This window comes from Soehngenia longivitae (assembly GCF_004684055.1).
Taxonomy (GTDB): domain Bacteria; phylum Bacillota; class Clostridia; order Tissierellales; family Tissierellaceae; genus Soehngenia; species Soehngenia longivitae.
The window spans coordinates 1-24011 of the sequence record NZ_SRIB01000013.1 but is presented as its reverse complement, the minus strand read 5'-3'; the positions used below and the strand labels follow the sequence as shown (position 1 = coordinate 24011).

15 protein-coding genes and 1 CRISPR repeat array are annotated in these 24011 nt (G+C 31.6%); of the genes, 4 read left to right on the top strand and 11 right to left on the bottom strand.

Annotation, left to right across the window (positions count from 1 at the left end; genetic code table 11):
- Nucleotides 1-6 precede the first annotated feature (6 nt).
- The 10 genes from E4100_RS08540 to dnaX all read right to left on the bottom strand — a co-directional run bounded on the left by E4100_RS08540 (nucleotide 7) and on the right by dnaX (nucleotide 11333).
- Nucleotides 7-1707, bottom strand: coding sequence for a hypothetical protein (locus E4100_RS08540; RefSeq protein WP_135271630.1), 1701 nt, complete (start codon nucleotides 1705-1707; stop codon nucleotides 7-9).
- 45 nt (nucleotides 1708-1752) lie between these two features.
- Entirely contained in the window at nucleotides 1753-3066 is a 1314-nt protein-coding gene (locus tag E4100_RS08535) for a YgeY family selenium metabolism-linked hydrolase (protein WP_135271629.1), read from the bottom strand.
- 12 nt (nucleotides 3067-3078) lie between these two features.
- Nucleotides 3079-4269 (bottom strand): knotted carbamoyltransferase YgeW, encoded by a 1191-nt coding sequence (gene ygeW, locus E4100_RS08530; RefSeq protein WP_167792109.1) that lies wholly within the window; start codon nucleotides 4267-4269, stop codon nucleotides 3079-3081.
- A gap of 21 nt (nucleotides 4270-4290) precedes the next feature.
- The gene (dpaL, locus tag E4100_RS08525) at nucleotides 4291-5499 is read right to left on the bottom strand and encodes a diaminopropionate ammonia-lyase (protein WP_135271627.1); all 1209 of its coding nucleotides are present in this window, start codon (nucleotides 5497-5499) and stop codon (nucleotides 4291-4293) included.
- Nucleotides 5500-5792: 293 nt separating this feature from the next.
- Nucleotides 5793-6401: a DedA family protein gene (locus E4100_RS08520; protein WP_135271626.1), complete on the bottom strand. Its 609-nt coding sequence runs from the start codon at nucleotides 6399-6401 to the stop codon at nucleotides 5793-5795.
- A gap of 17 nt (nucleotides 6402-6418) precedes the next feature.
- On the bottom strand, nucleotides 6419-8143 hold the full coding sequence (locus E4100_RS08515; RefSeq protein ID WP_135271625.1) for a sigma-54-dependent Fis family transcriptional regulator: 1725 nt from the start codon (nucleotides 8141-8143) through the stop codon (nucleotides 6419-6421).
- A gap of 83 nt (nucleotides 8144-8226) precedes the next feature.
- The gene (locus E4100_RS08510) at nucleotides 8227-8718 is read right to left on the bottom strand and encodes a DNA-deoxyinosine glycosylase (protein WP_135271624.1); all 492 of its coding nucleotides are present in this window, start codon (nucleotides 8716-8718) and stop codon (nucleotides 8227-8229) included.
- Nucleotides 8719-8777: 59 nt separating this feature from the next.
- A complete protein-coding gene (gene recR, locus E4100_RS08505) occupies nucleotides 8778-9377 on the bottom strand; it encodes a recombination mediator RecR (protein ID WP_135271623.1) in 600 nt (199 codons plus the stop codon).
- Between the two features lie 13 nt (nucleotides 9378-9390).
- Nucleotides 9391-9729, bottom strand: a complete 339-nt coding sequence (locus E4100_RS08500; RefSeq protein WP_135271622.1) for a YbaB/EbfC family nucleoid-associated protein — start codon at nucleotides 9727-9729, stop codon at nucleotides 9391-9393.
- A gap of 2 nt (nucleotides 9730-9731) precedes the next feature.
- Nucleotides 9732-11333, bottom strand: coding sequence for a DNA polymerase III subunit gamma/tau (gene dnaX / locus E4100_RS08495; RefSeq protein WP_135271621.1), 1602 nt, complete (start codon nucleotides 11331-11333; stop codon nucleotides 9732-9734).
- A gap of 158 nt (nucleotides 11334-11491) precedes the next feature.
- On the opposite strand from dnaX, the gene csx2 reads away from it, so the two are divergent.
- Both csx2 and csx20 read left to right on the top strand, forming a co-directional pair.
- Complete coding sequence (gene csx2 / locus E4100_RS08490) at nucleotides 11492-12697, top strand: TIGR02221 family CRISPR-associated protein (protein WP_135271620.1); 1206 nt, start codon at nucleotides 11492-11494, stop codon at nucleotides 12695-12697.
- 4 nt (nucleotides 12698-12701) lie between these two features.
- Nucleotides 12702-13088 (top strand): CRISPR-associated protein Csx20, encoded by a 387-nt coding sequence (gene csx20, locus E4100_RS08485; protein WP_135271619.1) that lies wholly within the window; start codon nucleotides 12702-12704, stop codon nucleotides 13086-13088.
- 146 nt (nucleotides 13089-13234) lie between these two features.
- Here the strand turns inward: csx20 and E4100_RS08480 are convergent, their stop codons facing one another.
- A complete protein-coding gene (locus E4100_RS08480) occupies nucleotides 13235-14689 on the bottom strand; it encodes a DDE-type integrase/transposase/recombinase (protein WP_135271618.1) in 1455 nt (484 codons plus the stop codon).
- A gap of 169 nt (nucleotides 14690-14858) precedes the next feature.
- Between E4100_RS08480 and E4100_RS08475 the strand changes: the two genes are divergently transcribed.
- Nucleotides 14859-16865 carry a TIGR03986 family type III CRISPR-associated RAMP protein gene (locus tag E4100_RS08475; protein ID WP_135271617.1) on the top strand — a complete coding sequence of 669 codons (2007 nt, stop codon included), beginning with the start codon at nucleotides 14859-14861 and terminating at the stop codon, nucleotides 16863-16865.
- Between the two features lie 189 nt (nucleotides 16866-17054).
- A CRISPR array of direct repeats spans nucleotides 17055-22800; the repeat unit is 30 nt; unit sequence GTTCTTAGCCTACCTATAAGGAATTGAAAC.
- A 178-nt stretch (nucleotides 22801-22978) separates the two neighbouring features.
- Nucleotides 22979-23278 carry a DUF3784 domain-containing protein gene (locus E4100_RS08470; RefSeq protein WP_135271616.1) on the top strand — a complete coding sequence of 100 codons (300 nt, stop codon included), beginning with the start codon at nucleotides 22979-22981 and terminating at the stop codon, nucleotides 23276-23278.
- Nucleotides 23279-24011 lie beyond the last annotated feature (733 nt).

Below are 24011 nucleotides of genomic sequence, written 5' to 3'. Positions count from 1 at the left end.
ACAACTTTAGAAAAGATAAGGATAAACCTTTATTAATTCTTTGATTGTCATCATAAATGGATCTGTTGAACCTTCTTCTATGTCTATTTCAATTTCTGAAATTTGGCCCTCTATATCTCTGATAAGATATTTAGAATCGCTCAATCTCATCAAACCGGTGTTGCAACTATTATTAAAATCAATTTTATTTTCAAATATTGTGATTTTTTTATAGTAAGGTTTTCCCCCTTTAGGACAAAAGTCTGCACAGTTTCCACATTCGTTGCATCTAGAATCCAGATGTATAATCTGATAACTAGCAGATAAATTTGGAACTTCCAATTTAATATTTGCTCTATTAGGACAAGTATTTACGCATATGCCACAGTTTGCTTTGAAACAATCAAATGTGGTTAGCTCATCATTTAATGTCTCTTTTTCACCGTGGTTTTTGTAAAAGTTGCTAGTATTAGTTTCTTCTATTAATTTAGTGAGTCTCTCAATATTTAATTTTCCTAAACTTAAAACATCTAGTTTTTCAACTTCCTTTGCTATTTTTAATGTATTTAAATATCCTTTTGGTTTAAGTAATACAGTGGAAAATGTAACTGGCATAATCCCTGTTGATAGAACCTCTCTAACATTTTCTTTATCTATGCCACCTGAAAAAGATATGTTTAAATCATCAAATTCTTCGAAGAATTTCTTGGCAACACCTATCGCTATAGGAAATAAAGGTTTACCTGAGAGATACATCTTATCTCCTCTTAATTTGTTTCTCGTATTATAAACAGGAAGAGTATTTGTAAGCTTTATTCCACTTATTAGGCTATTTTTTACTGCAATCTCTTTTAGATCTCTAACTAGTTTTACTGCATCATCAAATTGTAAATCGTTTTCAAAATCCGTCTTTGATAACTCAATTGAGTTATAGCCAAAGTCATCGAGAATTTTTCTCACATTATCATAACCTAAAAGAGTTGGATTTAGCTTCACAAAAGTATTCATCTTTTTATTTTCAATTAAATGCGTAGCTATTGCCTTAATTTCTTCTTTTTTGCAGCCATGCATTGTGGATAAAGTCACTATATTTGAGATGTTTGGCGATATCTTATCAACATCTTCAACAGTTAGGTTGTTGAATCTTTCTATATTTTCTTTAAGTATTGCTTTTGCATTTTTAAAAGCATTATTTTTTGATGCATCTTTAAGATTTTCAATAAAGCTATCTACCTTTTGCGATTTTATGCCTTCTAAATCATAGCCAACGCTTATATTTATGATGAAATCCTTTTGATTTGAAATCTGAAGCTCTTTAGCAATGGCTTCTAAGAGACAAGAAGCGTAAATATACTGCTCCATTGCCTCTTCTACTGTCAATTCAGTAGACCATTCCACATTATACCCGACGTTTTTTGCATCGATGCAAGGTTTTGAAATCATTTTCTGCATTTCTTTTCCATCTACAGCTTGCACAGTCTTTACTTCAAAATACCTTGAGCCAGTCAGATAAGCCGAGATTATATTTTGAGCAAGTTGTGTATGTGGACCAGCAGCAGGGCCAATTGGTGAGGCTAATTTGTTTCCCAAGTAGTCAATAGAAATATTTTTTTCATAACGGTAAAAATCCTTTTTGTCTATTTCAAAAATCTTGTTATACCTTTTATAGTCATTTAAAACAACATCTAACAATTTTTCAAAATTCATAGCTATTAAATTATCGCTCATGACAAACACCTTTCTTTTTTATGATAAGCTCGTAAGAGCTTATCATTATTTAGAAGTATAAACTGATGGAAGTAATGCGTAAACAGCTGCACATTTAACTAAATCATCTTTCCAAGTTTTTTCATTTGGGGCATGAGCTTGTGCTTCTGCTCCTGGACCAAATCCGATTACTGGTATCCCATTTCTTCCCATTATAGATACTCCATTTGTTGAAAAAGTCCATTTGTCAACAAGCGGTCTATTAACTCTCTCTTGTTCTGTTTCAGCAGAACCTGTTCTCTTATTTCCATAAAGAGCTTCATAGGATTCTTTAAGTGCTTCTGTCACTTTATGATCTTCTGGTATAACCCAAGTTGGAAAATAACATTCGATAGGGTAAACAAGGCCCGTCCAACTTGGTCTTTCATAATTGTACATGCTCACCTTTGCATTGTATTTTTTAACTGCTGGCAAAGCTCTGATTTCTTCTAAGCAACTTTCAAATGTCTCCCCAGCCGTCATTCTTCTATCCAATGATATTGAGCATGAGTCAGCAACCGCACATCTGCTTGGTGAAGTGAAAAATATTTCAGAAGTAGTGACAGTTCCTCTACCTAAAAATCGCGCTTCTTTCCATTGTTCATTGTATTTTTCGTCTAACATCTTCACTAAACCTTTAATTTCATTTTCATCAGAAGCATCGTTCTCATTTAAGTCTCTGATATTTAAAAGAATTTCAGCCATCTTGTATATAGCATTATCTCCTCTTTCTGGTGCGGACCCATGGCAAGAAATCCCTGTCACATCTACTCTTATCTCCATTCTTCCCCTTTGTCCTCTGTAAATCCCACCATCAGTAGGTTCTGTTGAAACAACAAATTCAGGTCTTATCTTATCCTCTTTAATGATATATTCCCAGCATAGTCCATCACAGTCCTCTTCTTGAACTGTTCCTGTAACCATAACTGAATATTCTTCGCTTATTAGATTGAGTTCTTTGATAATCTTTGCACCGTATACAGCACTAACAATACCTCCTAATTGGTCTGATGTGCCTCTTCCGCCAATTTCTGATTCGGTTTCATAACCATCATATGGGTCAAAATTCCAATTTTCCCTATTTCCTATGCCAACAGTGTCTATATGTGCATCAAATCCTATAATTTTTTTGCCCTTACCAATAAAGCCAAGTATATTTCCCATTGGATCTATCTGAATTTTATCAAAATCCAGTGCTCTCATTTCTTGTTCAATTCGCTTAATTACACCTTCTTCTTGTGCACTCTCTCCGGGAATTTTGACTAGATCTCTTAAAAATTTAGTTATATCTTTTTCATATTTTTTAGCAAGCTCTAGAACTTTTTCTTTTTCGATATTCATTTTTACTCTCCTTTATCTAATTAATCTCGCTTTATTTTGGTCAAATAAATCTTTCAATGTGACTTCAGGATTTTTTATCTTTTGTAAAAATATCATTGCTGCTATTATATAAGGCTTATAGCTAGCTTCTTTATATAATGGCACTCTATATCTATCAAATACTGACTCATCTACCTCGCCCTCTTTACAACTCAAACCTGTGATATCAGCTGGTAAGCAATGCATATACAAAGCTTTACCATTCTTTGTAGTTGTCATTAATTCTTCAGTACAAGCCCAATCCTTATGCTCAGCATTTTGAGATAAAAGTTGTTTTTCAAGCTCTTTTATCTCATCAAATTTCCCTTCACCATAAAGCTTAGTCCTCTCTTGCATAGCAGCAAATGGAGCCCAACTCTTTGGATAAACAATATCAGCATCTTTAAAAGCTTCTTGCATAGAATTGGTCTTTGTATATGATCCCCCAAATTCTTTAGCGTTTTTCAAAGCTATCTCTTCAACTTCTGGCATGATCTCATATCCTTCTGGATGAGCTAAGACAACATCCATGCCCAATCTTGTCATAAGTCCAATAATCCCTTGAGGTACAGAAAGTGGTTTGCCATATGATGGAGAATAAGCCCAAGTCATGGCTATTTTTTTGCCTTTTAAGTTTTCTATACCACCAAATTCATTTATTAAGTGCAATGCATCGGCCATGGTTTGAGTTGGATGATCTATATCACATTGGAGATTTACTATAGTAGGTCTTTGCTCAAGCACCCCTTCTCTATATCCCTCATCAACATAATCAGCAACAGCCTTTTGATATGTATGGCCTTTACCTATATACATATCATCTCTAATTCCTATAACGTCGGCCATAAATGAAATCATGTTTGCTGTCTCTTTGACTGTTTCACCATGAGCAACTTGAGATTTCCCTTCTTCAAAATCCTGAACTTCAAGACCTAATAGATTGCAAGCTGAAGCAAAAGAAAATCTCGTCCTTGTAGAATTGTCTCTAAATATTGAAATGCCTAGTCCTGAATCAAAAACTTTTGGACTTATATTGTTTTCTCTAAGCCTTCTTAACATATCTGCTACAGTCCATACAGCCATCAATTCATCCTGAGTTTTATCCCAAGTTAGAAAAAAGTCATTATGATACAAATTGCTGTAATTGAGTTGTTTTAATTGCCCCATTAAATCATTAAAATTCATAATATCTCTCCTTTTGTTTTTTTATTCGTTTGGATATGCACCATTCCACACTACATTCAAATATCCTTCAAAATAGGTATCGCCTTCTGTGCTAAATAACAATACCACTGAATTTTCATTTAAATTGATCTTTTCTCTTATTTCATTTAAATCATCTAATCTCATAAGCTGTGAGACTACGCCAGCCGTTACTGCACCGCTCTCGCCGGATATCACTCTTTTGTCTTTTCTTAAAGGATTTCCTAAAACTCTCATTCCATGAGCAGCAGTATTGTCTGGAACTTTTAAGAAAAACTCACAATTTGAATGGAGTACCTCCCATCCTACAGTGACAGGCTCTCCACAAGCTAATCCTGCCATAATAGTATTCATATCTCCTGTGACTGGATGTAGTTTACCATCATCATATTGAGCGGTTTTAAACAAACAAGCTGCTTTATCAGGCTCAACAATTGTTATAATGGGTTTGTTTTCTTTGTATACTGAACTAAAAAATCCTGTCACTGCAGAAGCTAAAGAACCAACTCCCGCTTGTACAAATATATGCGTAGGTACAATATTCCCAGCATTAAGCTCATTATATGCTTCGTATGCCATTGTCATATACCCTTGCATAATCCATCTTGGAATGTCTTCATATCCATCCCACGATGTGTCTTGAACCATTACATAACCTTTTTCTTCGGCTATTTTACTTGCATATCTAACACAGTCATCGTAATTTAAATCTAATATCTCGCACTCTGCCCCATGCACTCTAATCCTATCTCGTCTCTCAATAGCACTTCCCTTTGGCATGTAAACAATAGCCTTTTGTCTAAGTTGTTCAGCAGTCCATGCTATTCCCCTGCCATGATTTCCATCAGTTGCAGTTATAAATGTTATATCCCCTAGCTTTTCTTTAATCTCATCACTGGTTAGCTCTTCAAAAGTCAATTCTTCAATGTTCTTATTGAGCCTTTGAGCAATGTACATTCCAATTGAAAAGCTCCCGCCTAAAACCTTGAAAGCATTTAATCCAAATCTAAATGACTCATCTTTAACGAAAATGTCCTTTATTTTTAGATAATCAGCTAAGTTTTTTAGCTCTACTAATGGAGTTTCACTATATTGAGGAAAGCTCTTATGAAACTTCAAAACTTTTTTTGCCATATCCTCACTTAAGAAGCTTAAGTCAGCTTTCTTGCGTTTGGTTATGTCATTGGTAACGATCTCATATTTTGTACTCATCTTTTCACCTTTCTTTCTATCAAGCTCTTGATTATATATAATGCAAGAACTATGCCAAATATTTTCCCTCTATTTAAAAATAATGTGTTTTTTTAAAATACAAAAATGAGTAAAATACTCGTTTTATATGCTAGTTTATGATAAAAATTTTTTAAAAAAAATGAAGTTTTATCAATTTGATAATGAATTGTCAAATTGATAAAACTTCAAAGTGAGCAGATATGTTGTTTGTATGCTAATTATCATTATGATAATAGTTTAATGAAAAAATCTCAAATTGCTCTAAAGTTACATTAATTGTTTTTCTTTTTTCTAAACTTAATCCATAAATATATGATCCCTACTGCTATTGCTCCTAATATAAGGTATTGATAACCAGTGTAGTATATTAAAACTTTTTCCCATGCCTCTCCAAATAATGCTCCTAAGTTTACTAAAATTGTATTCCAAACTAAACTGCCAATTAAAGTGAGTAATATGAATTTAAGCACATTCATCTTAGCAAATCCTGCAGGAATAGAAATTATACTCCTCACAATTGGAATACATCTACATATCAAGACTGCTTTTTCTTGATATTTCATAAACCAAATTTGAGCTTTATCTATTGCTTCTGGTTTTAACTTCAGCCTTCTACCTATCTTGCCACTCAAGAAATTAACTAGGCTCTCTTTATTTATAGCTCTACCTACAGAATAAAGAGTTATGGCTCCAACTAATGAACCAATGGTAGCAAATATTATAGTACCTAATACATTCATATCAGTAATAACAGTTAACGCACCACCAGAAAGTAACACCACTTCAGATGGAATAGGCGGAAAAATGTTCTCTATATATATGAGTATAAATATAGCAAAGTATCCATAATTATTCACAAAATCAATCATTAAATCTTGCATAAAAACACTCCAATAAACTATTGATTAAGTTTTCTATAAAGCGTAGCGATACCTATCCCTAAAGCCTTTGCAGCTTTTAATTTACCTTCAGTAGAATCCCCATAAAAATTTATTGCTTTTTTTATTTCATCAGATTCAATATCTTTCAAGGGTCTTATACTATCTTTATAAATATTTTTTTCATCATTGTTCCTAATGTTTAACGGTAGAGATGATTCGTTGATTACTCCATCTTCCATCATATTTACCATGAATTCCACAGTATTTTCTAATTCTCTAACATTGCCATACCACGGATATTCTAATAATTTTTGTACTGTTTTTTCATCAATCTTAATAAATTTTTTACCGAACAATTTTCGGTAATAATCAATAAAATAATATAACAAATCAAGAATATCTTCTTTTCTTTCTCTCAATGGGACAATATGAATAGGGATGACATTCAATCTATAATAGAGATCTTCTCTAAATTTATTTTCATTTATCATCTTTCTTAAATCTTTATTTGTTGCTGCAATTATCCTTAAATCTAGTGGTATAACTTGATTAGAACCTATCCTAGTTACTTTCTTATCTTGTATAACCCTCAATATCTTAGATTGTAAGTAAATAGGCATATCACCAATTTCATCTAAAAAAATCACACCATTATTTGCAAGTTCAAATTTACCAATTTTCCCTCGAGGATCAGCTCCAGTAAATGCCCCTTTGACATATCCGAATAATTCGCTTTCGAGCAAAGGTTCAGGAATAGCAGCACAATTTATTGCAACAAATCTTTTATTTCTTCTGTCAGAATTTTGCCATATAGCAGTAGCTACTACCTCTTTCCCACTCCCGCTTTCTCCAGTTATTAGAATAGTAGAAATAGAGTTTGATACTTTTTTGATCTCCTCTTTCAAAGCTTTCGTTTGAGGACTTGAGCCAATTATTTTATCTGTTCCCATTATATTTATTGTAGATGTCATTTCGTAAATATTTGTATGGACTTTATTAATATCTCGAAATAACATAACTTGTCTGTACATAGGATTATTAGGTATATCTATTATATCGCCAATTACTTTATTTTCGTTTTCTCCAATTCTAACCACATATTCCATACTATTTTCTACAGTATCACCTGTAGGTAATATATCTATCTTCTCTTTATTTATTATCCTAGTTATTCCTAATTGTTTCTTAGCGCTTGGATTTATAGTATCTACAAGACCGTCATTGTCGATTATGATAGCTCCCTCATCCATATTTTTAATCACTGTTTTTAATGTATCATACATTGCTGACCTAAACAAAGACTCTTGCTCTTCATAAGCTCTTGTAGCTATAAAATCCGCAATTTGCTCTAAAAAAAGAAGATAATTGTCCAAATTTTTTATAATGTATTCTTTTGCTTCCTCACTTGGGCAAGCCATGCCAATTACACCTAAAATCTCCTCATTTAATTTTATGGGCATTGAGATTTCAAATTTTTCTTGGCAGAATTCTTTTTCTTTGCAGTTTCTACATCTCTCATCTTTACCAGGCTCATAGACAATTTGCCTTTCTCCTGAAAGAATTGCGTTTTTATATATATGTGAATTCTCTGAAACATCTTCATTCAACAATTCGTTAAATATTCCCGTACCAGCAACTCTTATGAGTTTATAATTTACAACCTCGACATCGACTCCTGCAATAGACGCTGTGATCTGAGCATACTTTTGAACAATTTGAGAGATATTTGAAATATCGTACATAAAACCACCTACAAGTTATAATAATTACAACAATTATATCACAATCTGGGTAATAATAAAATTGACTAGAATTAAAAGGTCATCTACAAAAATTCTAAAATTTTTCCCCAAGCTTTTTTCTTATCTTCATATTTCATTACATTTGCAGGACTTGTTGAGGGTAGCGCTTCATAGATTATTTCAGTAGGTATGTGGGCTTTCCCCATTACTTTTTTTATAAATATTTCTTGTGCTTTTTTACCATTAAAAAACACAGCTTTTAGTTTCATATGCTCCTTGAAAAAAGACTCAAAGTCATTTACTTCTTCATTTCTTATTTTTGAATCGCTACTCCCATCTCTTTCACATAATTTTATAACATCCCAAAGTGCTATGTGATTTTTAATGAGTAAATTTTTCTTTATTTCATAATCATTTACAAATTCTTCTTCAAGTAAATCAAATATTATCTTCCAAAATGCATTTTGTGGGTTGCCATAGTATTGATATTTGTTAAGTGATATTACACTAGGCATACTTCCTAGTATCAATATTTTACTGTTTCTTGATTCTATTGGTTCAAAAGATTCTATCATATTTTCTCCTTAACTTTAAATAAAAACATGGTTAAAATATACATAACCATGTTTGTGTACTACATTTCTGTTCTATTGTACATAGCTTTTGCCAACGTAACCTCATCAAAGTATTCTAAATCGCCACCTACTGGTATCCCATGAGCGATTCTAGTGACTTTTACTCCCAATGGTTTGATGAGTTTTGAAATATAAAGAGCCGTTGCTTCTCCTTCAACAGTTGGATTTGTCGCAAGTATTACCTCTTTTATTTCTTCTTCTTTAAAGCGTTCTAAAAGTCCTTTTATGTTTAAATCTGAAGGTCCTATATTGTCCATTGGAGAAATAGTACCGTGAAGTACATGGTAAAGTCCCTTGTATTCTCTAGTTCTTTCCATAGCTACTACATCTCTTGGCCCTTCCACTATACATATAGTTTTTCTATCTCTAGTGTTATCTTTGCAAATTGTACACTTATCTGAATCTGTGAAATTTCCACATACATTGCAAAATTTAATTTTGTCTTTAGCTTCAATAATTGCCTGTGATAATCTTATAGCTTCTTCTCTATCCATTTCGAGAACAAAAAAAGCTAATCTTTGAGCCGATTTTCTACCTATACCAGGAAGTTTCGAAAATTGTTCAATTAAGTTCGCTATTGGCAATGCATAATAATCCATCTAAACCTCTCCTTTAGAATAGCCCTGGTATATTCATGCCCCCTGTTACACTTTGCATCTCTTTTGCTGCGAATTCTTCTGCTTTTCTTAAAGCTTCATTTACTGCAGCAACAATTAAGTCTTGCAACATTTCTACATCCTCAGGGTCTACTACATCTTTATCAATATCTATGCTCAATATTTCTCTTTTCCCATTTACAACTACTTTTATAGCTCCACCGCCTGCTGTTGCCTCAATTTCTTCTGCGTCAATTTTAGCTTGTACTTCTTCCATCTTTTTCTGCATTTTTTGCATTTGTTTCATCATATTGTTCATGTTTCCACCCATTCCTGGATATCCGCCTTTTGCCATTTTTATTCCTCCTCAATAATTTCTACTAAATCTTCACCAAAGAAGTCAATTACTTCTTGAATTTTCTCTTCTTTAGTTTTTTCTTTTGGTATATCTTTAACTTCTTCTTTCATTTCATCTATTTGATTTGACATTAAGAACACTAACTCTATAGGTGTACTAAAATATTCAGATAGAACTTGTTCTAAAAATTCTTTGTTTTGTGGAGAATTTACTGCATTTTTATGGAACTCAAATCCTTCCTTATATGTTATAACTATCCTATTGTCATCTACTCTTTGTACTTCTCCCTCCATAATTAAAGCATATATGCTTATTTTTTTTGATTTAATAATTTGCATGATTTTTGGCCATTGTGCCTTTACATATTTTAAAGAAAATTTCTCTTCATCTGCACTTGATACTGTTTTAGAGTCTTTTTTCTCTACTTCAACATTTTTTGAAATTTTCTTCGTTACTTCCTCTTTAATACTCTCTTTCTCTTCTTTCTCATGTTGCGAAACATTTTTATCTTCTTTTGTCACTTCGCCTTTTTCAATCATTTTAATTATTGCTAGTTCTAATACAATACGTGGTTGAAGTGCCCATTTAACATTTGAATCTGTATCTCTTAGTATCTCTAAACACTTTAATATATCATCTAATTCAAATTTCTTGCTTTGCGCGATATACCTTTCTACATCTTCTGTGAAAATTAGTTCTTCAGGATTTTTAGACACTTTTGAAATCATCAAATTTCTAAAGTGATATGTCAAATCCTTTACAAATTGTTGAATGTCTTTACCTTCTAAAATAACTCTTTCTAAAATTTCAATAGATTTCCCTATATCCCTTTCATTTATAGCATCAACTAGTTCAAAAATCAAGTCACTGCTTGTTATCCCTAAAATATTGATGCAATCCTCATAGGTTATATTGTTGCTGTCATATGCGATCAACTGATCTAATAAGCTCAGTGCATCTCTCATAGCCCCATCAGAATTTCTTGCAACTAATTCTAATGCTCTTTTTTCTACAGTTATGTCCATACTATCGAGTATGGTTTGCATATTGTAGATTATATCATTGTTGGTTATTCTCTTAAAATCAAACCTTTGGCACCTCGATAAGATAGTCTGAGGGAGTTTCTCTGGCTCAGTTGTCGCAAGTATAAATATTAAATGTTTGGGTGGTTCTTCTAAAGTCTTTAAAAGAGCATTAAATGCTTCATTTGTGAGCATATGAACTTCATCAATTATATACACTTTATACCTTGCAACTGATGGAGGGTAGATTATCTTCTCTTTTAATTCCCTTATATCTTCTATCTTCCTATTGCTTGCAGCATCCATCTCTATGACATCCATTAAGCTCTCATCTAATATTCCCTTACACACACTACATTCATTGCATGGATTGCCATCTACTGGATTTAAACAATTCACAGCTCTCGCAAGCACTTTCGCAGCTGAAGTCTTACCAGTTCCCCTTGTTCCCGAAAAAAGGTATGCATGCCCAATGTTTCCGCTTTTTACTTGGTTTTTTAATATCTTTGTCACATGATTTTGACCTAAAATATCGTCAAATGTCTTAGGCCTATATTTCCTATATAGGGCTTGATACATCGCTATCATCCTTACTGTTTAATATTTATAATTATATCAAATTTATCAATGTTTAACAAACTGTGATTGGTTAATTAAATATTTCTTTAGTATGTATTGAATGTTTCGAATTTTTTGTATAATATTAAGTTAAATACAATTATTTAGGAGGTATTAGAATGAAAAAAGTCATAACATTTTTAGGAACAGGTAAATATGAACTTATGACGTACAAACTTGAAAATGAACAAGGTGAAAAATTTGAATTTACTTCTAAATATGTTCAATCTGCTTTAGCTAAAATGTTAAATGATGTAAAATTTTATGTAGTATTGACTGAAGAAGCTAAAAAAATACATTGGATTGGATCTGAGGGAAATGGTTTAAAGAAAGAGTTTGATGAAAATTGCACCTCCTATGAAGAAGTCCCTATAATGGACGGTAAAAGCGAAATAGAAATATGGGAAATTTTCAATACAGTGTATGATTTAATTGAAGAAAAGGATGAAATATATGTTGATATAACCCATTCTTTTCGTTCGATCCCTCTCATAATTATGTCAGTACTTAATTATGCTAAATATACTAAAAATATAAATATCAAAAAAATATATTATGGTGCTTTTGAAGCGAAAACAGTTGATAATCATGAACCTATTTTTGATCTTTCCCTTTTTAACAAGCTCACCGATTGGTCGATAGCTGCAGATAAATTCTTAAAAACTGGTTATAGTGAAGATCTATCAAGTCTTATTCACCAAGCTGTATCACAACTTGCATCAAAAAATAAAGAAGCCCAAAAGGTAGATAAACTGCAAAAAAAATTAAATGAATTTTCAAATTCTCTTTATACTGTAAGGGGCAAAAAAATATCAGATTTAGGTTTGGATATAAAAAATATGTTAACAGATTTGGTAACTATAAACATTGATGAATTAAAGCCTTTCGAAAAAATACTAAATAAAGTAAAAGACATATTTGAACCTTATTCTGGCGATATTGTATTTGATATATATTATACAGCAAATTTGTGTGCTAAATTTAATTTAGTCCAACAGTCTTATACATTTCTTAGGGAAAATATTATAAATTATGTGGCAAGTTCTCTTCATATGAATCTATTTGATCGCAATAACAGAGTTATGATAGAAAATAGTTTGAATGATAAATCTGACAGAAATTTAAATTCTCAAATTGAAAATATAGTAGATTATGACTTAAGAGTACTATATAAAAATATAGGAGAATTTCGAAATGCACTAGCTCATGCTGGTTTTAACGATAATAGCCCTAAGGAAAATAAGATATATGATAATCTAAAAGAATTTATAAAAAAATTCGAAGACCAAGTTTTGACAAAATATTTAGCGGACAAGGGGTTATAGGCTTATGAACAAAAAAATGCTTTTGATTTTTTCTCATAAACTCACTAAATCTCAAATTGAAGATGCGATATCTACCCTTGGAGTTAATGAATTTGTAGATCTTCCTCAAAATCTCAAAGCTAAGTGGAGCTCTATAGACCCATCTTTAGATGATTTGACTGATGTCCTAAATGATTTTAAGGTGTGGATAAAGGATAGTAGTTCTCCATCAGATTATGTTTTAATACAAGGCGATTTCGGTGCATGTTATCATTTAGTAAACTATGCAAAAAGCCTCTCGTTAATACCCATTTATTCTACCACCCATAGAGTAGCAGAAGAATACATCAATAAAAATGGAGAAGTTGTAACAGAGCATAAATTTTCTCATGTAAAATACAGAAAATGGTAGTGTAAAAAAAGATATGAAAACAGAAAAATACTTTTGATATGTTTTTAAATAAGATTTGACTAAATTATATACTAAAAAAGGGCATAAGTATAGTGTGGAATTTGATAACGGCTTTTAATATTAAGTTTTCAAGGTTCAAATGAAAGCTAGGCGGCAGCCTCGGAAAAAACTCTTTCTTTTTCTTTTTCAATTGCATGTAATTGAGAAAGTTCAATCAGCTTAGCCCATTTAGTAGGCATATTAGCATATCTGTCAAGTTCTTTTAAATGAATAGGCACTTCATTATCAAGAACTGAATGAGGCCTTAAGAAGTTAAACCAGGCTGTAAATAAGGTAACGTAGGTAATAGCTCCATCAAAAGAACCAAAGCCATTAGTATGCCTATAGTTATCCTTAAAAGTCCTGTTTAAACGTTCTATAAATTGCTTGTAAGGTCTGTATTCAGTAGAGATAATATCATTATTAGTCAAACCTACAACTGTTTTTATATCGAAATTTATGCCATGTTTAGAATAAAAGTATTTAGCTAATTGATAAATTGGATTACCATCAAATACAAAGGTTAAATTTTCAGGTAATTTACTAAAACAATCAAGAGCAGATTTAATTGCTGAACAAGCTGAAAATGTATCTCTGTTTTTAGAAATAAAATTAGATACGATAATTTTATTTACAGGATCTAGGATGAGGAAAATATATCTCCATTTACCTTTAATTTTAATATAGGTTTCATCACCACATAAAATATCAGATATATTTTCAACTTTATCCTTAGTAAAATCAGATAAATAGTAGGCTGCAGCTTGTGCGTAGTTAAGAACTGTTTGATGCGAAACACTAACATTAAATACATCCTTCATTACGCTAGACACCTCTCTAGATGAGAGACCATAATTAACATAAAAAGTAAGAATATAGCCTATAGTAGTTAATGAATTATGAGCTCTGTTAATATCAATCTTAGGGCTATTAGGAGTATTAGAAGCTAGGTTCTCTAAAGTAAAATTGTAATCCCTATAAATATATCTTAGTTTAAATTTACCAGGATCTTTATTATATAACTCTTTATCCTTGGAAGACATAGAATTAAATTTTTTAATAAAATAATCACAATCATTATTCTTACATTTATATATAGAGAAATTTGATCTATCCTTGATTTTTTCTAAGGTATATCCACAATAAGGGCATCTAAAAGTAACAGATTTTTTAGGTTTAGAATTAGGAACAAAAGTATTATCACAAACTTTGCAAAGGAGCTGACCATTAGAGCCATTATTTTCGTACAGATACTCCTTTGGAGCACCACAATAGGGACAATAAGTAGAAGATGAAATATTAGATTTTTTTCTTCTATTAATAGGCTTTAAAGGTTTACTATGTTTTAACTTATATTCCTTTAAAAGGACTTGGTAATCATAAGACTTGTTATTTTCAACAATAGGAGGCATATCATCAACTTCAATCTTCCTATAAGGTTTATTAACAGGTTTGTGACTTTTAGGGACAATAGGATTTTTAATAAATAGAATCAAAAAAGATTCAAGTAAAGAAAATAAAATTTTATTAATGTTTAACAAATTATTAATTAAAGCTATCATTTTGGTTTGTCTCTCCTTTTTTTATAGATTTGGTTAATTGTTCCTATTAAAACATATCAAAAAAGGGGGGAGACAGCCAAATTGATATAAAATGTTTAAATATCAAAGATTGGGTGTCTAAATATATCTTTATATTTGACACTACGTATTTTAGAAAGGGAGTGAAAAAATGAAATCCGAAATTATGAATTTAAATGACCTCAATTTAAAATATGCAAGAGCTCCATATAACTTCATCCCATTTCCATCTAAATCCGTTAATAGATATAATTCGTTTGATGATTTGCCAAAACACAACACGTATCTTGATAAAAATAAAAACACTCTACTATCTGGCACGATTGAATATGAAATTGTCGCAAAAACTCCTATAATTGTTTCTGAAGGCGAATCTTCATCAAAAATAAAAATGTTCTTTAAAAATACACGCGGAGATTATGCAATCCCAGCAAATAGCATAAGGGGAGTACTAAGAAAAAACACACAAATTCTGAGTATGAGTAGTCCTGTAAATGAAAATAAAGAATTAAACAAGAACTTGTACGATATAGAAAACATATCCGACATAGAAAATAGAAGGTTACTTTACAGAGATATAGCTTCAAATAACTCGCTAACAGAAATATATAAAAAGAGACTAGCAATAAATACAGTAAAAAGAATAGCAGAAAACGTACGATCTGGATATATTATACGTGATGACAATTCCGATTATTTGATTTATGAAAGCGAGAAACTCTTTAATAATACAGGGTACACAAGAATAAATGAAAAAAAGTTAAAACAAATAGTTGACAAAAGTATAAAAGATAAAATTAATTTTATGTACAATGAAAATAAAAGAGTCAATTCACGTTACAAACCATATTTTTTAGAAGTTTCTTTTGACTTCGATGAAAAAAGAAGTCCAATAAGAATATCAGAAAAAGGAAAGCTAAGCAAAGAAGGAATTCTTTTGTCTGGTGGATTCATACCAGATAAATCAGCACACTACCTTGTAGTAGCTCCAGTTAATGATATAAATCCATTCAAGATAAGTAAAACAGATGTTTTTAACTATATAAAAGATTGCAAAAGGACAAAAAAGAAAGATCCATTTTATTATCTACCTGAAAAAGGTACTTTAAAACATGTCTTCTATATAGAAAAAGATGGTCATTTTCACTTTGGATTTACTCCATATATGAGGATATTTTATAAAAACGATATTTTAACAGGAATAAAAGATCCGGTTAGATATGTAAATGGAATTAGTTACGAAAAATCTCTATATGGATTTTCTGAATTTTATCTAAATGAGAAAAAATATGATTATAAATCAAGATTAAGTTTTGAAGATGCTGTGCTCACAGAAGGAAAGGAATGTGATGAAAGTTTTCTTGTAATTCTTGGAGAACCTAAACCCACAAGCTACACCCTTTATCTAAAACAAAATTCAGAAACTGACAAGAAAAATCTGATCACCTATGAAGATGATGATTTTGAATTGAGAGGATATAAAGATTATTGGCTGAAAAATTATATTGAAAATTTAAAAGTAGATACAGAAAAAGGAAATGATAAAGTAAATAGCTTTCTAAAACCTTTAGAAGAAGGCTCAAGATTTAAAGGAAAAATCCATTTCAAAAATTTAAACAAAGATGAGCTCGGTCTTCTCTTATGGTCACTTATGTTAAATAAAAACTCTTACCAGTCATTTGGCATGGGGAAACCTTATGGATTCGGGAGAGTTAAAATAGAAAATGTTAAATTAAAGTTAGAGGATTTAGACAGAAAATATGGAGATTTTTCATTTGACTATCATGTAGATGCTGATCCTTCGTATTATATTGAAGAATATAAAAAATATTTCTCAGAAAAATATTTAAAGGGCAAAGACATAGAAGAAGATGCTTCAATAAAAACTTTCCTATATATGAAAGAATACGTAGTTGATAAGAATGATAGAGATTATTATTCTTATATGCCACTAGTTGAATTTAAGAATAAAAAAATACTTCCAGAAGCGCTTTCTTATAAAGAAAAAATAAAAACTAAAATTAATGCAAACAATTCTTCAAATCAAGATGATAATCAAAAAGACAAAGACAATAATAATCAAAAAAATAAATCAAAAAAAAGTAAACGTAATAATGATTTTGGAAATAAGATTGATTTAAGTGATTTTAAACTTTAGAATAAACAAAATAATCATAAGTAAATAGATGATAATTTGTCGTCGACCTCCAATAATGTAAAACAAGCTGGAGATCGACGACAAATCCTCTATTACATAACATCTTAAAATACACGTTTTTTAAAATTACCAGTTATTTTATACCATTGACATAATAATTTAAGTATAGTAATATCAATATATGAACGAGTTCTTAGCCTACCTATAAGGAATTGAAACAAAAACACTCCAGCACAATATAAAAAAGAATATTCTGTTCTTAGCCTACCTATAAGGAATTGAAACATACACCGTCAACTTCTGTTATTTTAGCCATATGAGTTCTTAGCCTACCTATAAGGAATTGAAACATGAATAACAAACTAATGATGGATATGAATGAAATAGTTCTTAGCCTACCTATAAGGAATTGAAACGAAAATTTCTAAGATGGATATTAGTAAAATTAAATAGTTCTTAGCCTACCTATAAGGAATTGAAACCATCTTTGATGTAGATATCACTTCCTTCATGAAATTTGTTCTTAGCCTACCTATAAGGAATTGAAACCCTTTTTTCTCATTTTTTCTTTAACGTTCATTTTAACGTTCTTAGCCTACCTATAAGGAATTGAAACAGAGAGGACAAAACCTCTCTTAGTTACATAATATAAGTTCTTAGCCTACCTATAAGGAATTGAAACTATATAGTCTTACCTTTATGATTTACAAAGCTTTCCAGTTCTTAGCCTACCTATAAGGAATTGAAACAGCCCTAAAATAGCCCCTATTTAACGATTTGATTGTTAGTTCTTAGCCTACCTATAAGGAATTGAAACTTAAATTCAATGGAAGGTGTCTTTGACCCTAGTAGAAAGTTCTTAGCCTACCTATAAGGAATTGAAACAACTATGTATTACATTATATAACACAGTTAGGACGCTGTTCTTAGCCTACCTATAAGGAATTGAAACTCACCTCCAAATACTTATCTATTTCATAGAATATCAGTTCTTAGCCTACCTATAAGGAATTGAAACTCTCAAATATAACATCTTTTATTTGAGATAAGTAGAGTTCTTAGCCTACCTATAAGGAATTGAAACTTCAAACATAAACTGTTGCACTTTAGCCTTTAAACGTTCTTAGCCTACCTATAAGGAATTGAAACTATAGTTTTTAAGTCTAAGACAACGCAACCGATGCGTGTTCTTAGCCTACCTATAAGGAATTGAAACGTATAGTAAAGCAGGGTAAAATAGCATAATATCAAAAGTTCTTAGCCTACCTATAAGGAATTGAAACCTAATTCAATTTTAGGTTGGTCATACATTTTACGATGTTCTTAGCCTACCTATAAGGAATTGAAACAACACGTTAAAACAAGGTGATATAGTAGCAGTGATGTGTTCTTAGCCTACCTATAAGGAATTGAAACTACCCCATGTAGATAGTTCAGGAAAAGACTGCAATGGTTCTTAGCCTACCTATAAGGAATTGAAACTGCATCTCTTCATATGTGTATCCCTCTGCAGGAATAGTTCTTAGCCTACCTATAAGGAATTGAAACCTCCATACCATCATGACAACATCATCTGTTACATTTTGTTCTTAGCCTACCTATAAGGAATTGAAACTTTTGTAATTGATGTTATCACTTCCTTTCTGTCTTTAGTTCTTAGCCTACCTATAAGGAATTGAAACGAATATATGATAAATCACTTGAAATTAAATCATCTGGTTCTTAGCCTACCTATAAGGAATTGAAACTAGCTCCTGTAAACTCTGACTCATTTCCCGTACCAGTTCTTAGCCTACCTATAAGGAATTGAAACACGCTTTCTGGTAGTCCACACGGTTTATCATTGCATGTTCTTAGCCTACCTATAAGGAATTGAAACAAACACAGAAACTGTGTGGACGCAGTTTTTGTGTAAAAGTTCTTAGCCTACCTATAAGGAATTGAAACCTCTGTCTAGTCCAGAGTCTGTAGACCAATCTATTGGAGTTCTTAGCCTACCTATAAGGAATTGAAACATGTAAAAATAGATATAGATACAGATTATTTGAAAGGTTCTTAGCCTACCTATAAGGAATTGAAACTATTTATGGCTACTACAATAGGTGAAAGAGTAACAGGTTCTTAGCCTACCTATAAGGAATTGAAACACAGAAGGTTTTTTATTAAAATAAAGTTTTATAATAGTTCTTAGCCTACCTATAAGGAATTGAAACACCAATTCAAAAAACCTTTACGAGAGTTTTTCCAATGTTCTTAGCCTACCTATAAGGAATTGAAACGGGATAATATATCTTTTGTTTTCTGGAATATAATGAGGTTCTTAGCCTACCTATAAGGAATTGAAACATTGAAGCAGAAAACTTGCATATAATAGCACAGCAGGGTTCTTAGCCTACCTATAAGGAATTGAAACCACTTATACAACTTTAAAACTTTACTGTATTAAAGTAGTTCTTAGCCTACCTATAAGGAATTGAAACGCAAGGTCAAGGTTTTCTGCTGCAACCTCGATGTCGGGTTCTTAGCCTACCTATAAGGAATTGAAACTATTCGATTTTATCAAGTTGTAAGGGAACAACTCTAGTTCTTAGCCTACCTATAAGGAATTGAAACTTTTTTCGCGGTCGGTAAGTTCACTGAGAAGCTTAGGTTCTTAGCCTACCTATAAGGAATTGAAACGAAAACAGTTATATAATTGAACAACAAGTGTCAACCGGTTCTTAGCCTACCTATAAGGAATTGAAACGTATAGTAAAGCAGGTTCAATCACTTTAAAAGTGTAGTTCTTAGCCTACCTATAAGGAATTGAAACTAGAGTCCCTAAAAGTGCTATTGAAAATATGATTGAGTTCTTAGCCTACCTATAAGGAATTGAAACAAAATTTTAGTATTAATGAAGAAGGCAAGATTATTTAGTTCTTAGCCTACCTATAAGGAATTGAAACACTTTCCTAATAAACTCTTTTACCTTTTTTTGTCTAGTTCTTAGCCTACCTATAAGGAATTGAAACTCTTATTAGACTAATTAATCATCTAAATATAAAATCGTTCTTAGCCTACCTATAAGGAATTGAAACCTCACCTCCTTAAAAACACAAAAAGGTCTATACACAGTTCTTAGCCTACCTATAAGGAATTGAAACCCAATAAAACTGAAAAAATAGGTAAAAGTCTTACAGTTCTTAGCCTACCTATAAGGAATTGAAACAAACTTGCATATTCGATTAAAAATAACATTTGCGTTGGTTCTTAGCCTACCTATAAGGAATTGAAACATCCAATGGTCAAAAGAACTTAAATAAAAGTTTCCTGTTCTTAGCCTACCTATAAGGAATTGAAACTACCAATAGCTGTTTGCATATTAAAACTTGCATATTGTTCTTAGCCTACCTATAAGGAATTGAAACTAACTGTAAGTGCAATTCCTTCAACCCCTTCACCATGTTCTTAGCCTACCTATAAGGAATTGAAACGATAACGTGTCTTCTGATGTTGACAAATCGGAAGGCGTTCTTAGCCTACCTATAAGGAATTGAAACCAAACAATTTGCCAACAATAGGCGGTACTGATATAGGTTCTTAGCCTACCTATAAGGAATTGAAACTTACTAAGACTCAGTGCCCAACTATAGGAAATGTGGTGTTCTTAGCCTACCTATAAGGAATTGAAACTCGGCTGCAAGCCTGATAAAGGTCCTCAACACATCCAGTTCTTAGCCTACCTATAAGGAATTGAAACCGTTTACAGCTGGATCCTCTCCTGGTAAGCTGTAAGCGTTCTTAGCCTACCTATAAGGAATTGAAACAATGAAATACTGCAGGAATACCTGAAAGGCCGTATGGTTCTTAGCCTACCTATAAGGAATTGAAACATCATAACTGATATATATAATATAACACACTAATAAGTTCTTAGCCTACCTATAAGGAATTGAAACGCATCAGGATTTTTTTTCAACGAGTACGAACAAGAGTTCTTAGCCTACCTATAAGGAATTGAAACATCAGTTGACTGAGCGTGAAAAAATTGCAACCGTTGGTTCTTAGCCTACCTATAAGGAATTGAAACTAAGATCTGTCACGACTTGATATATTTCATCTAAATGTTCTTAGCCTACCTATAAGGAATTGAAACTTCATATTAAATTCACCTATATCTAAAACATATGGTTGTTCTTAGCCTACCTATAAGGAATTGAAACTGTTTTGGATCAGACAAAAAGGATAATATCATTTGAGTTCTTAGCCTACCTATAAGGAATTGAAACCAGAAGAATATATATTGTCGCCCGCTCCTTTTTCTGGTTCTTAGCCTACCTATAAGGAATTGAAACCATTGTATTTAAATCAAAAACAACTCAGTCGATGCGGTTCTTAGCCTACCTATAAGGAATTGAAACACTGATTGAATAACATTGCAAGGTCGAGATTTTCTTGTTCTTAGCCTACCTATAAGGAATTGAAACGAAATACAATTTTAATGATGCATCTGATACTAAAATAGTTCTTAGCCTACCTATAAGGAATTGAAACTTATTATTAACTATGAAGTTTTCGAATTTTCTCTTAGTTCTTAGCCTACCTATAAGGAATTGAAACGGGAGGTTCAAGACTTAGATGTAATAGAAGAATGTTTGTTCTTAGCCTACCTATAAGGAATTGAAACCCACTAGATCCATTTAAAAAGCTTGAATTTTCAGCCTGTTCTTAGCCTACCTATAAGGAATTGAAACCAAGACTTGCAGGTGCAGTAGGTAAAAATGCGGGAGCGTTCTTAGCCTACCTATAAGGAATTGAAACCGAAGACTTAAGAGACAGAACGTTGACAGAAGTAAAAGTTCTTAGCCTACCTATAAGGAATTGAAACATTAAAGAAATGCCATATATCGGTGGTAAATCATCAGGTTCTTAGCCTACCTATAAGGAATTGAAACGTATTTATGACTATTTCGTGATTATTGATAAATATATGTTCTTAGCCTACCTATAAGGAATTGAAACACCCATGATGATGGGACGATAAATTTATCGTCCACCGTTCTTAGCCTACCTATAAGGAATTGAAACTTAGACTATTCAAACATGAATTTTTGTATTTTTGCTTGTTCTTAGCCTACCTATAAGGAATTGAAACTTCAAACATGAATTTCTGTACCTTAGCTTTTAGCCTTGTTCTTAGCCTACCTATAAGGAATTGAAACATTTTTAATATGTAATTAAATAAAAACTTATATATAGTTCTTAGCCTACCTATAAGGAATTGAAACAAATAATTCCAATAATAAAACAATAACAATAATGCATGTTCTTAGCCTACCTATAAGGAATTGAAACCTCCATTCCATTCATCTACCTTGAAGTTGCTTAACCGTTCTTAGCCTACCTATAAGGAATTGAAACCCATATTAGCAGTTTGTTCTGGAAGTGCTGCGGAGCCAGTTCTTAGCCTACCTATAAGGAATTGAAACCACAATGCAGGTCATATAAAGCTGAACCATTGTATTGTTCTTAGCCTACCTATAAGGAATTGAAACACATTTCTATCTACAAAAGGGAATCATATAAAGCTAGCGTTCTTAGCCTACCTATAAGGAATTGAAACAAATTAGTTAATTTTAAAGGGCTAAAATCTATTTCCAGTTCTTAGCCTACCTATAAGGAATTGAAACTAAGAAAGGAGAGGAGGCGATTGTCAAAGACAAAAGGTTCTTAGCCTACCTATAAGGAATTGAAACAGCCTCACGAGATTGGGGATAGAAACATCGTATAGAAGTTCTTAGCCTACCTATAAGGAATTGAAACGTATTCGAGTCAAAATATAAATATATCAGAAATAACAGTTCTTAGCCTACCTATAAGGAATTGAAACCTGATAGTTTAAACCTTGCATCATAGTCTGAACGGCGTTCTTAGCCTACCTATAAGGAACGCTAAATGTAAGTTAAAATGAAACAAAATGGACTTATAGATGAACTCAATAATCATAATAAGGATCATGTTGTTTAAACGGTGATACCGACAATTAATTGATACTCTCATCGGTGAGATATATGTTTTATTAATTTGCGGTAATGTTGTAGAATTACAATTTATTTTAATGGAGGAATTTGTTTATGAGTATTGTTTCACTTGTTGCTGGAATTTCATTAACAATTGTAGCTTTATTAATTTGGAAATTTAAAGCGGTAGAAATTTTAGCTGGATATGATCCTAAAGACGTAGTTGATCCTACTAGACTAGCACATGTTGCAGGATTAATGTTGCTTATGTTAGGGATATTGTTAATGACAGAGAGCTTACTGATTTATGAGGAAATTATAATAGCGGAGCAAGCGGTTTTTGTAGTAGTTGGGACAATAATTATAGGTACAATTGTTTCCGGCCTTGTGATTTCGTATTTTTCAAAGCATTAAAACTACAATTATAGCTGAAAAAGTTAGGATGGAAATAAAAGAAAAGAGAAAGGTTAACACAATCTACATAGAAGCTGATGAAGACCTTGTTCGAAATCAAAATTGGAATAATAGAGAGAAGAAATAAATTTATGTATATGATGATAAAACGGAAGTAAATAAGGGTAGAACAAAACTTGAAAATATAAGATATTTTGCAGGAGAAATACCTCCAGAAGATCTATGAATAGAGGTTGCAACATAAGTAAGCATGAAAAAATCTAAAATATATATATTAAATAATTGAGAAGGAATCCAAAAATTATTTGGAGAAGAAAAATATAGATGTAATGCAGAAGGGCATATCAGCCATATACTATCACACAGATTAAGTTTAAGACCAATGTGATGGATTGTAATAGGGGGAGATGTCTTAAAGATATGCTTAAAAGTTCAAGTTTTAAAGTTTAATATAATATAAATACAATATAAATAAGTAAGTACAAAAGTAAGTACAAAATAGCCTATAAACCTAGTGTTATTGAGTTAAATAGAAATTAAAATTACAAATTATTATAATATGTGATTATGGAGTTATTATTCTAAATATTATTTAGAAAATTATTATTAGTTGTTTTCCAACAATTAATTGACACTATCCCAAAAAATCATTGTCCTGTCAATAGTCAGTGAAAATGTCACCTAATAATATAGAGTTTTATTCAATGAAAATGTCACCAACATTTAGAACATA